The organism is Hyphomicrobium sp. 2TAF46 (genome assembly GCF_052114865.1).
GTDB lineage: Bacteria > Pseudomonadota > Alphaproteobacteria > Rhizobiales > Hyphomicrobiaceae > Hyphomicrobium_B.
Map to the genome: position 1 here is coordinate 420377 of NZ_JBFRFO010000002.1, position 12268 is coordinate 432644.

Here is a 12268-nt window from a genome sequence, read left to right on the forward strand (position 1 = left end):
CCTATTCCTCGACTATCGCATTATGGTGGTGGGCGCGCCACTCGACGTAAGTTTTCAAGACCAGCGTTACCAGCGCGAGTAACGCCAGTAGCGACGCCACGGCAAAAGCAGCTGCGAACTGATATTCGTTGTAGAGAATCTCGACCTGCAACGGCATCGTGTTGGTCTCGCCGCGGATGTGGCCGGAAACGACCGACACCGCACCGAACTCACCCATTGCACGCGCGTTGCAGAGGATGATTCCGTAAAGCAGCGCCCATTTGATATTCGGAATGGTCACGCGCCAGAACGTTTGGAAGCCGGAAGCACCAAGCGAGATTGCCGCTTCTTCTTCGTCGCGGCCTTGCGCCTGCATCAACGGGATGAGTTCGCGCGCGATGAAGGGGAACGTGACGAACGTCGTCGCCAGGATGATGCCCGGCACGGCAAAGATGATTTTTATGTCGTGGTCGCGCAGCCAGGGGCCGAACCAGCCCTGCAGACCAAATATCAGGACGTAGATCAGACCCGCAACCACCGGCGATACCGAGAACGGCAGATCGATGAGCGTGATCAGAAAATTCTTGCCGCGGAACTGGAACTTCGCGATCGCCCAGGCAGCCGCCAACCCGAAAAGCAGATTGAACGGAACCGACAGCGCCGCGGCCAGAAGTGTCAGGCGAATGGCCGACAGCGCATCGGGCTCAACGAGCGCTGAAAAGTAGACGCCCGCCCCTTTGCGGAAGGCCTCGACGAATACCGCGATCAAGGGCAGCAGAAGGAACAGGGCGAAATAGGTGAGGCCCACGCCGACAATCAGATACCTGACCCACGCCGAATCTCGCGTCGCAGGATTGGCTTGGAACTTGCTGGCCGTATCAGGCCGCGCGTCGAAAGTTGCAGCAACGCCGGCCATCAGATCGCCCTCCCCGTGCGCCGTGCAGTCCAAGCCTGCAGACCATTGATCACGAGCAGCAGCAGGAACGAGATGACCAGCATGACCGAGGCAACTGCCGTCGCGCCCTTGTAGTCAAACTGCTCGAGCTTCGTGATGATGATCAGCGGCGTGATTTCCGAAACCATCGGAATATTGCCCGCGATGAAGATCACCGAACCGTATTCTCCGACGGCACGCGCAAACGCCAGAGCGAAGCCCGTCAGCAATGCCGGAAAGAGCGTCGGAAACACCACGCGCTGAAATGCCTGCCAGCGCGTCGCCCCGAGGCTCGCCGCGGCTTCCTCATATTCCGTCTCGAGATCTTCAAGAACGGGTTGCACCGTTCTGACGACAAACGGCAAGCCGATGAAAGTGAGCGCAACGAGCACGCCCGGCGGACCGAACGCGATCTTGATGCCGAGCGGTTCGAGCAGGCTACCGACCCACCCGTTCTTCGCGTAGATCGCAGTCAGCGCAATGCCCGCGACGGCCGTCGGCAACGCAAAGGGAAGATCGATCAACGCGTCAACGATCTTCCGGCCCGGAAATGGATATCGCGTCAGCCCCCAAGCGAGCAGCAATCCGAAAACAGCATTGATCAGAGCCGCCAGGAACGACGCGCCGAACGTCAGCTTGTAGGAAGCAATGACACGCGGAGAAGCGACCGCATCAAGGAACTCATGCCAGCTCATCGTCGTTGTCTTGATGAAGACGGCAGAGAGAGGAATGAGAACGATCAGCGACAGGTACACCAGCGTGAATCCGAGCGACAGCCCGAAGCCCGGCAGGACCCTCTTATTCACCCCAGACATTTCCCCTCCGTCAAATCAGCACTGCAACAACGATCACGAACCCCACGGCGGCGAAAACGCCGGCCCAGGAGAGCGCCGTGCTGAGGATCACTTGGTTGGCGGTCATCCGCTCGTCTCTCTGCTAAAGCAAACAACCAGCACACTATTTGAGAGCCAGCCCCCGGCTAACAAATAAGAGATGCTAAGCATATTCGATTATCGGAATTTCCCAGGAAGGGAGGCCGTATTAACCCTGCCTTACGCGTGCATTCGAACCGTCGAGACCGGTGACGACCAGAAATGCTTTTGCGTCCACATCACCAGGATTATGAAAATGATGCGGCGTATCCGCGTTGAAGAGGATGGCGTCACCCTCGATCAGCCGTGCCGGAGAATCCTCGCCGACGAGGATCTCGAGACTACCCGAGATGACGACGAGATTTTTCTTCGCACCGGCGGTCTGCGCGGCAAAAGCCTCGCGGTGATGCGCGCTGATGGTGACTTCATAAATTTCGATGCTTTGCGGATCGCCCCACGGGAAAAGCGCGCGGCTGACGAACCCGCCTTCGCTCGACGATACGACCGTCGCCCGATCGCGCGGAACGATAATGGTGCCGCCCACCCCCGGACTGGAAATGAGACTTGGGACCGACACCTTCAAAGCTTCCGCTATGCGGCCTAAGAGGTTGATAGTCGGCGCACTTTTACCCGTCTCGATCTGCCCTAGCATCGCGCGGCTGACGCCCGACAAAGCGCCCAGTTGCTCAAGCGACAGACCGTTCTTCCGCCTGAGCTGTCTGAGATTTTCCCCGACGATAATCGAAAGCTTCGTCGGGCCGCTGTCCGCACCCTGAAAATTCTCGAAATCTTCTTTTCTGGCCATCACCATCGCTGCGACTTCCGCCATCATGTTTGCATCTGCAAATACGGATAGCGGAGCGGTGATACCGGCAGAACAAAGAAGAAATGCTGAGCTTATGAGCGGAATTTGCTGAGGCGAGCATTGCTCGGCCGTAACGCAAAAAAAAGCGAGAAGGACAGCCTCTCGGCTCTCCTTCTCGTAGGCAGTCTGACGGGAACGTCAGATACGCATCACTCCCGAAACGAAGAGTGTGAACTCAGAAGTTGATCTTCATGCCGCCGATGACTTGCTGCATCGCCGACAGATCGGTTGCCGACGTATTCGTGCCAACCGTCACGTCGCCATCAGCATGCTGATAGACGAGGTAGAGCGTCGCTTCGGCAGCTTCGATATTTTGTGCGGCACCAACCGCCCAAAAATCGATATTGGCACCCTTCGTTCTGATAGTGCCCGTGCCGGTCACGTCCGAACCCGATTCATCCTGGCGGTACATACCGAAGATGTTGGTCTTACCCAGCGGGATCCACTTCTTCTCGATGCCGCCCTGCACGAACCAAGTGGTGCTGTCCTTGTCGAGGATCTTCGCGTCGATGGCGGGATCGTTCGAGCCGTCATGCTGCTTGCCGTACCCGCCGTAGACAAACAAACCCGTTGGCGCGTGCTGCAGGAACGCCGAAACGCCCCACCATTCGCAATTCAGAGCGTTATCAGGCGTCGTGCTCGAGCCGTGGCAAGGCGTGGAGAAGCCATCCGTTGACTGACCGTATCCAGCCCGCGCGTTGTAGTTGAAGTCGCCCGCTTCGCCCTTGTAGATCAAAGCGGCATCCCAGATGTCATCTTCGCCCCAGGCCGTCGCGACACTGAAGCCCGCAAACGTCGGCGACTCGTACCGCACGACGTTGCGGCGTCCGTCATCGCCCGGCGTCGAGTTGTTGAAGCCGCGAAGCGCGTCACCCCACTTCAGGTTTGAAGAGCCAGACGGGATCCGATTCCCGGCCTTATCGCGAAGGTAGAAGCTCTGAAGATAGTCCGGGGGACCTTCTGCGTCGTAAAAATTACGCGTCATGCTCGTGTCGGCGTCGTCGAGCAAATGGTATGTTGCCGTGCTGTCCTGACCGACGGAGAGCTTACCGAAGGTCTTGCTCTTTACGAACCAGCTGCTCTTGCGAACGACAAGCGAATTCGCGCCAGTCGCGCCGTCCGGATTGTCCTGATCAGCTTTGCTGCTGTTACCACCCCAGACGCCGATTTCAAGCAAGTAACCAGCCGACCAATCAGCGTTGATCTTAGCTTCGCCGACGAAGCGGAAGCGAGATTGTTCGACTGGGTTCGTGCCGACGTAAGCATTTTTTTCGCGGCCGTCGTCCCACCAAATCACGTTCTCGTTCACCCAGCCTGACACCGTCAGGCTGACTTTACGATTGCCCTTGCGAGCGGTCGTGGCCTCAAGCTCCGCAACACGCTCTTCGAGATCGGCGCAGCAATTACCTCCAAGATCAGCCGCAGCCGCTGGCATCGCCCATGCACTCGCCATTAGGGCGGCCACGCAGAGCCCCCACGAGCCCCGTGTTCCCTGTACCAACTTCATGTGATTTCAGACCCCCGTCTGTTTAGTTAGAAGTATTTCCGCTTAGTTCATTGATTTCTCATTCATTTTTTATAATCCGGCCGAAGTGTCAACCGACTGTTCTCACAGCTGAGCATTTCTGCAATAGCGGAGTGACTATCTTGTACCACGGGCCGGTACGACCGGCGCACCGACAGTCCAGCCGGCTGCCCTGAGGAGCGCCGCCGCACCAACGATGTCGCGATGATCGAGAGGTTGCGAACCGCGAAGCGCCTGCCGCCTTCGCGCCAGCCAATGCCGCTGTAATGGCCGTGCCTGGGAAAGATCCAAGGCTGCAAGCCGCTCCGCTGCTGAACGGAACTCGCCCGCACGGCGCAATCTTTCAAGCAATGCAAGACCTTCGGGCCACGGTCCAAAGCCGGCGTCGGCGTTGATGTGCCCCGCTTCGCCGAGATCAACGAAATCGGCCCGCCAGAGACCTGCCCAGTGGCGCGCCTTGTCGAAGGCCATCCAGGGATCGTTGCGGCTCGCGACAACCACGACCGGGAATCCCAAGGGCTTAACCGGCAGGAATTCAGCGACTCCGAAGTTGTCGGGATCTGCTGGCGCGACCAGCAGCGCGCCAGTGATTCGCTCGGCATGATCGCTCGCGGCCTGGACGGCTGCCAACGCGCCGAAGGAGTGCGCCGCAATGAAAATCGGTCCGGTCGCGTGCACAATTTCGCGACGAATGCGCGCCGACCATTCCGGCAGGTGCGGATCGTTCCAGTCGCGCTGCGTAACCCGGATGCTGCCGCTGACACGGCGCTCGAGCCACGTCTGCCAGTGCGTCGGTCCACTCGAACGAAGACCCGGGACGATGAGAGTTGTCGACATTGAATTTATCCTCAATGCTGAGCCTTGCGAAAAGCAGGCTATGGTCTGTTCAGGCCTGAGGGGTGGGAGAAAAATGCCCGCCCCGATAACGGTGCTCCGGATCCGTATCCGGCTAACAGCGGGACAACCCGCAACACCTCTCGCGACCCTGGCTTGACTTCAGCATTGTTTTGAATTCCGCGACGAAGTGATCGATCAACCTGCTTCGTGCACCGCCCCACTCATCGGAATTGGTCTGGAGGAGGAGCTCCCGGCCGAGAGAGAGGCGATGCACGAATTCAGTTTACAACGAGCGGCTTAGCTCTTGTTGCCAGGCGTGTAGATCTGGTCGAACACACCGCCGTCTTTGAAGTGCTGGTCCTGGGCCTTGCCCCAGCCGCCGAACACGTCATCGATGGTGAATGTCTTCACCTGCCCGAACTGGCTCGCATACTTCTGAGCGACCTTCTCGTCACGTGGACGGTAGAAGTTCTTCGCCGCGATCTCCTGGCCTTCTTCGCTGTACAGATGCTTCAGATATTCCTCGGCAACTGCGCGCGTTCCGCGCTTGTCGACGACCTTATCGACGACGGCAACGTTCGGCTCGGCGAGAATGGAAATCGAAGGCGTAACGATCTCGAACTTGTCCGCGCCGAGCTCTTTGAGCGAGAGATAGGCTTCATTTTCCCATGCAATCAGCACGTCGCCGATGCCACGTTCGACGAACGTCGTCGTCGAACCGCGAGCGCCAGAATCGAGAACCTTGGTGTTCTTGTAGATCTTGGCGACGAAATCCTTCGCCGTGGCATCGCTACCGCCGGGCTGCTTCAGCGCATAACCCCAGGCTGCGAGATAGTTCCAGCGCGCGCCACCCGACGTCTTCGGGTTCGGCGTCACAACCTCGACGCCGTCCTTCGTCAGATCCGGCCAATCCTTGATGCCCTTCGGGTTGCCCTTGCGGACGAGGAAAACGATGGTCGACGTGTAAGGCGCCGAGTTATCCGGAAGCCGCTTGATCCAGTCCGCCTTGATGAGATCGCCGTTCTTGTGAAGCGCTTCGACGTCGGCTGCCAGTGCCAGCGTCACGACGTCGGCATCGATACCGTCGATCACCGAGCGCGCCTGCTTGCCCGAGCCGCCGTGCGACTGCTTGATCGTTACGTCATCGCCTGTCTTCGCCTTCCAGTACTTGCTGAAGGCTGCGTTGTAGGCCTGATAGAGTTCGCGTGTCGGATCGTAGGAAACGTTGAGCAGCGTGATCTCAGCAGCCGACGCATAGCCGGAAAGCCCGGCAAGGCCGAGGCCCAGAGCAGCCCCAATGGCCGATCTGCGCGTCAGGGGAAGGAACGACATGGGAACCTCTCAGGTTAAAATTGACCTGAGTGCGAACCTATCGGCCGGCCCTGCCTCCACGAACGAAGAAGAAATGCTGAGCTTATTAGACGTTTTAACGCTTGAAATCCCCGATCTGCGGGCCCGCCATCTGCTAAAATGGAAATCCAAGCCAGCTCGATAGCGCGAAATTTTTCCCTCGCCGCTGGACGAAATGCGAGGACGGACGCCGTCGGGGAGTGTTAAGAGCGCCTCCTCGTAGCAGCTATTCCTTCCGTGGCTCCACGCTATCGGCCGTGATCGTGTACCCGGCATCCGCGAGCCCCGTAAAAGCCTCGCTCGTGTTGATCTTGCCGATCACGGTGACCGGATCGAAGGGCCCGCCGATGTCGAAGCCCTTTTCCGTCTTCACGTAGATGATCTGATTGGCGGGCGGCGGCGGCACGTGGATGCACGCACCGACGAACGGGACGAGAAGAAATTCCTTCACCGTCGTCGCATCGAAATCGAGCGGCACGACATAGCCTCCGATAGCGACGTCTTTCCCGTCGAGTTCCTGCACGATTGCGGGAGGACGATCGCTTCCAGGCTGCCGCCGCTTCACGGACATGAAGTTGCCCTCGGGCAGCGGCGCAGGAGGCGGACCGGCATCCGACGTCGACGGCGCCACCGAGCCGCCGAAAAACGTCTTTGACTGCATCGAAGACTGCGTGGGCAGGTTCTTCGGAATGAGATCGGCCCACTTGAGTTGCTGAGGTGCGCCTGCAGCAACGTTCGAAGGCGCACTCGCAGAAACGGCGAGAGCGAGCAAAACGAACAGACCCAGAAAGCGCTTCGATGCCATAGCCGCATCCTTTCGAAAAATGAAACCGCTCAAACTCTGACCATCATGCCGTCCGCGAGAGACAGCCGGTACGCACGGATTGCTGGTAACAATCCCGCAACGAACCCTGCAGCGACAATCAGACCAAGCTTCAACCATTCGTCTGCACGCGGCGGATCGATCGCGAGACTGAGCCCATACGTGTGATCAATATAGGGGCGCAGCAAAGCGAGCCCCACATAGAGGCCGAGCGTGCCCGCGACGACACCCGCGAGCGTCAACAGTCCGCCTTCAGCCGCGAGCAAGCCAAGCACCGTCGCTGGAGTTGCACCGACAGAGCGCAAGATCGCCATCTCGCGGCGCCGCTCGTTGAGTGTGGTCAGGATCATCGTTACCATCCCGAGCAGCGCAGTCGCGACGACCATCGCCGAAACAACGGATAGAGCCGTCTCGGCTGTGCCGATGAGACCCCATAGCTCCTGCAGCGCGACGCCCGGCATGATCGCCGAGAGTGGCTCCTCCGGATAATCGTTGATCCGGCGTTGGACCTTGAACGTCGCAAGCTTCGAGTTGAGACCGACCATCGCCGCGGTTATCGCGCGCGGCGTGAGATCCATCTTGCGAACCTGATCCGCCGAGATGCTTTCCCCCGGAACCGGCGCGCCATTCTGCCAATCGATGTGAATGGCTTCGATCGCTTCGAGACTGACATGCACTGTGCGGTCTATCGGCGTGCCCGTCTTTGCGAGAATGCCGGAAACGCGGAACGGCTTGTCCCCATGCTCGACGAACGAGATCGATCCAACACCGTGCGCGACGACGATCTTGTCGCCGACCTTGTAGCCGAGCGCAGCGGCAACATCCGACCCGATGACCGCGTCGAAGAGATCCGTAAACGGACCGCCAGCGGCAAACGTCATGCTCTGACCGTGGCGGAACTTATAGTGCGTGAAGTAATCGGCATTCGTGCCGAGCACACGGAACCCGTGATGGCTATCGCCGAGCGACAACGGAACGATCCAGGAAACCTCAGGCATCTTCGCAATGTCCTGGTAGCTCTTCCACGTCACGTTGTTGGTCGCATTGCCAATGCGGAAAACGGAATAGAGCAGCAGGTTGAGGCTGCCGCTGCGCGCGCCGACGATCAGATCCGTTCCCGAAATCGTATCGGCAAAACTCTGCCGCGCGCCGGTGCGGACTTTCTCGACACCGAGCAGCAGCATGACGCTGACCGCAATGGCCAACACCGTGAGGCACGCCGTCACCCAGCGGTTGAGTAAGGATTGAAACGCGAGTCTAAAGATCATCATTTCGCGGCACCTCGCGACGAGACGGCAATATCGTCAAGACGCACCACACGGTCGAAATGCGGCGCCAATCCTTCATCGTGGCTGACCATGATGACGCTTGTACCGGCCTTCTCGCTTTGCGCAAACAGGAGCTTCAGGAACACTTCTTCCGTATTGCGGTCGAGCGCCGACGTCGGCTCGTCCGCGACCAGAATTTGCGGCGCGCCGATCAGCGCCCGCGCCGCGGCAACGCGCTGCTGCTGTCCAACGCTGAGGCTCGCCGCCTTCACTGTTTCTATAACCGTCTTGTTGAGACCGAGCGACACGAGCATGTCTCGCGCCACCTCTTCGATCGGCCCTTCCTTAAGCGCATTCTCGCGCCGCGTGCGCGAAAACCGGAGCGGCAGCAGCACATTGTCGATGAGCGAAGCGTAAGGCAGCAGGTTGAACATCTGAAAGATGATGCCGAAGTGGTCGACGCGAAACCTGTCGCGCCGGGCGCCGCTGAGCTTCGCCATCTCCGTGCCGGTCACATCGATCCGCCCTTCGCTCGGCGCGACAATCCCAGCGAGCAGGCTGAGAAATGTGCTCTTGCCGCTTCCCGACGGACCGAGAAGCAAAAGCTTCTCCTCGCGGCCGAGCGAGAACTTTTCGATCGCGAGGGAGAACGGCGAGACCCCAGGCCAGGAGTAGCGCACGTTATCGAATGAGACCGCGTCAAGAGGGCTTTCGCCCTCTTGACGCGTTTGTCTCGAAGCCACGATGGTTTCGTTCATGGCTACATCACGCCTGTCAGATCGACCGTCGGCTTGTCGCGCGTCATCTGTGCCTGCGTCTGTCCCTTGGGTGAAGTGATGTTGACGTTGAGAAGCTGGGCGCCCGCAAAGTTGGTGAAATAGACTGTCTCAAGTCCGGTTACATTTTCCGGCGCCTCGCAACTGATCGTGTACGTCGCATGGAATTCCGAGTGCTGCGGCGCGCCTGGCTTATCGTCGTCGTCATCGTCCTTTTCACCCGGCTTGTGCGTTTCCTTGCGATTTTCGACGTTAGCCGCTTCCGCCTTGCATTTCGCCGCTGCGGGCAGTTTGAAGACGGTCAGGACATCGGCGAGTTTCGCCTTGGCCTTTTCGACGGCCGCTTTCTGGTCGTCGGTCGAGGCGACATGCTCGAAGCCGACGATATCCATTCCCGGCGACACGAGCTCCATCTCGATCTTCTTGCCGTCGATGGCAATATCGAGTGTGCCTTGCCCGTGCACGTGCGGACCGAGTTGCCGGTGTGCCGCTTCTTCGGCGAACGCAGGACCCGCAACGAAAATCGCCAATGAGGCCAGACCCGAAAGTACTTTCGACATCGTTTTCTCCAATAGGAAAATGTGCTGCCACGCGACATGGCGCAGCGTTAGCTCGGCGGCGTCAAAGCGCGAGTAACGCGCACGACAGAGCCGATCACGAAAGGCGGATTTCTTGCTGAACGAAGACGTGAAAACGGTCTTCGTGACTCAGACGGCTTGCACAGGCGGCGGACCGCGCGCGCGAAGTTCGTAGCAGCGGACTATGCAGCTCTGGGTACCGAGAGGCGCCTGAAGGTGAACGAAGGCGATTTCAGACGGTACAGGAAAATCGAAAAGCGACGGAACGAGCGATGTCGCGGCAACTGCAGTTGCCCAGCACAGCGCGCAGTTATGGTGATCATCGTTGCCGGGCGCGCAAGGCTTCGAATGCGTTTGAACGCAATGGCCCGCATAAGAGACCATGGACCGCGCGTTAACTTCGCGGCTGGGATGATGATGGAAGGCGACAACGCAAAATTGCACGCTGAAAGCAAACAGCGTGAGCCAAACGAGCCTAATGCGGAGTCTCGAAGCGGTCATGACCTCCGGCCGTCTTTTGACCAATCAGGGTTTCACTGCTCTTGTGTCATCATCGTGGCAAATCCCGGTTGCCGCAAGGTATCCCCGAGAAAGAGGCACGGGCAAATGGTCCGAGCCGCATAAAATTGGAACCTTCCGGGCTCTCATGCATTTTATTTCGCGGGAGATTCTGTGCATTCCGTCCGGGACGATAAGACTTAATTGTGAATACTCAGAAACCAGGGAAGGCAAGCCAGCCACGGCAAGCCAAAACCCTAGGCCGTATCAATATTTCCGCACCTTCAACCAGGGTTGCGGCCTACCTGCTTTGCCTGGGGATTCTCATCCCGTCCCTGGGACTTATCACGTACGTGATAAGCGCGATCCAATCCCGCGAACCTTCAGCACGACAAGAGGATGTCTCCACGCGCGCGCTTCCCGCCGCGTCTTCTGTCGACGACCAAGCTACCTTCCGCACGTTGGAGCCGCAAACCACGTCTTATGAACGCGCGCCGGGCGACGGCCACTCATCGATTTTTGTCGTTGGCGCTGACAGAGAGATAGTTATCGAGACCCGTGTCAAACCGGGACTGACAACAAGCTTAAATGAATCAAATGACTCAGCCCTCGTCAAAGCCGTCGACGACACCACGCAGCTTGGCCTGCAAGTTGCTGCTCAAAGTTCAGAAAAAACGGTGGAGCGCGAGGATCAACGAAACTGGATAACGCTTGTAGCGCTTTCCTCATTATTGGCAGTCGCATCGTTTGCCGGCGCCAAGTGGTTGAAGCGAAACATTTGGGAAGATTGGAACGCTGGCAATTCGATGAGATCGTCGGCCCGAAGGGGCCAAGCAGCGAACCGACCGGCAGGCATGACATTGCAGTTCGACAGCCAGGGTGCGGAACCCCAATCGCGCGAACTGGACGAAAGTCGGGAACAGCGGCTTCGTCACGCTCTACGCGCAGGCGGCGTGGGCGTTTGGGAATGGAACCTTGAAACCGGCAATATTCACTGGGATTCCGAAATATCCGAAAGTTTTAGCGATCTTCATGACCATCCCGCACGCGAACTTCTCCGCCGCGTCGAACGCCACGACCGCCGTCGTTTACTGAAGGCCATCCGCGCTGCGATCGGCAGCCAAAAACCTTTGGCGGTCGAAGTTCGCATTCTGGGCCGCAACGGAGAAACCCGTTGGATTGCAGTGCGCGGCGCACCGGCCGAGACCGTGGCAAGAAAAGTCACGGCACTCGCAGGCGTCGCCTATGACGTGACTGACCAAAAGCTCAGCCTTACACGCACAGATGCCCTTCTCCGCGAGGTTTCCCATCGCTCGAAAAACCTGCTCGCCCTTATCCTCGCAATGGCAAGGCTCACGGCCCGCGACGCCATCGACGTCAAATCTCACCTCAAGGATTTCACGCTTCGCGTAGCGGGTTTGTCTGCCTCGCAAGATTTGATCGTCGCATCCGATTGGCAAAGCGTTGATCTCGCGACGTTGGCGGCGGCAGAAATCGGCGCAGTTGCGCGCACAGATGCCGACCGTGTCGCCATCAAGGGGCCACCCGTGATGCTGACACCGGAAGCGGCGCAAACGCTGGGAATGGTTTTGACGGAACTCGCACTCAACGCGGTCGAGCACGGCGCGCTATCGGCGGCGACCGGTGAAGTGAATCTCGAATGGACATTGCCCGACCCCACGACAATTTTGATCTCGTGGCGCGAAACGGGAGGGCCCCCGTTCCTGGCCGACGGTCCCAAAGGCTATGGCATGTCGGTCGTAGAACGCTTTTCGACTCAAGGCCTGAAGCTTTCTGCTCGCGCTGATGGCAACGCCGATGAGTTCACCTGGACCCTGACCGGCCCTCTCGCGCACGTTGGCCACGCTCAGAAAGCCGCCATCAAAACCTGAGCTTTTCAGCGGAGAACTTCTAACGCCGGCGGAACCACGCCTGCGCCCGTACGTTGTCGCCGAGTGGGACA

Annotated in this window: 11 protein-coding genes; 1 reads left to right on the forward strand and 10 read right to left on the reverse strand. The window is 58.9% G+C overall.

What is annotated here, in order from left to right; all coding sequences use genetic code 11:
- Position 1: 1 nt before the first annotated feature.
- From cysW to AB4Z24_RS05905, 10 genes are all read right to left on the reverse strand, one after another.
- Positions 2–895, reverse strand: coding sequence for a sulfate ABC transporter permease subunit CysW (cysW, locus tag AB4Z24_RS05860; protein ID WP_441706488.1), 894 nt, complete (start codon positions 893–895; stop codon positions 2–4).
- Positions 895–1728, reverse strand: a complete 834-nt coding sequence (gene cysT, locus AB4Z24_RS05865; protein WP_290991623.1) for a sulfate ABC transporter permease subunit CysT — start codon at positions 1726–1728, stop codon at positions 895–897. Before cysT ends, cysW begins: the two co-directional genes overlap by 1 nt.
- 226 nt (positions 1729–1954) lie before the next feature.
- Entirely contained in the window at positions 1955–2617 is a 663-nt protein-coding gene (locus tag AB4Z24_RS05870) for a helix-turn-helix domain-containing protein (RefSeq protein WP_441706491.1), read from the reverse strand.
- 208 nt (positions 2618–2825) lie between these two features.
- A complete protein-coding gene (locus AB4Z24_RS05875; RefSeq protein ID WP_441706493.1) occupies positions 2826–4157 on the reverse strand; it encodes a porin in 1332 nt (443 codons plus the stop codon).
- Positions 4158–4292: 135 nt separating this feature from the next.
- Complete coding sequence (locus AB4Z24_RS05880; protein WP_441706494.1) at positions 4293–5012, reverse strand: RBBP9/YdeN family alpha/beta hydrolase; 720 nt, start codon at positions 5010–5012, stop codon at positions 4293–4295.
- A gap of 297 nt (positions 5013–5309) precedes the next feature.
- Positions 5310–6344: a sulfate ABC transporter substrate-binding protein gene (locus tag AB4Z24_RS05885; protein WP_441706496.1), complete on the reverse strand. Its 1035-nt coding sequence runs from the start codon at positions 6342–6344 to the stop codon at positions 5310–5312.
- A gap of 244 nt (positions 6345–6588) precedes the next feature.
- On the reverse strand, positions 6589–7167 hold the full coding sequence (locus AB4Z24_RS05890) for a DUF3299 domain-containing protein (protein ID WP_441706498.1): 579 nt from the start codon (positions 7165–7167) through the stop codon (positions 6589–6591).
- A 29-nt stretch (positions 7168–7196) separates the two neighbouring features.
- A complete protein-coding gene (locus AB4Z24_RS05895; protein WP_441706500.1) occupies positions 7197–8456 on the reverse strand; it encodes an ABC transporter permease in 1260 nt (419 codons plus the stop codon).
- On the reverse strand, positions 8453–9211 hold the full coding sequence (locus AB4Z24_RS05900) for an ABC transporter ATP-binding protein (RefSeq protein WP_441706502.1): 759 nt from the start codon (positions 9209–9211) through the stop codon (positions 8453–8455). The genes AB4Z24_RS05895 and AB4Z24_RS05900 overlap by 4 nt, the downstream gene beginning before the upstream one ends.
- Before the next feature lie 2 nt (positions 9212–9213).
- Positions 9214–9789 carry a ZrgA family zinc uptake protein gene (locus AB4Z24_RS05905; RefSeq protein ID WP_441706504.1) on the reverse strand — a complete coding sequence of 192 codons (576 nt, stop codon included), beginning with the start codon at positions 9787–9789 and terminating at the stop codon, positions 9214–9216.
- Between the two features lie 1370 nt (positions 9790–11159).
- On the opposite strand from AB4Z24_RS05905, the gene AB4Z24_RS05910 reads away from it, so the two are divergent.
- Positions 11160–12197, forward strand: coding sequence for a sensor histidine kinase (locus tag AB4Z24_RS05910; RefSeq protein ID WP_441706506.1), 1038 nt, complete (start codon positions 11160–11162; stop codon positions 12195–12197).
- Positions 12198–12268 lie beyond the last annotated feature (71 nt).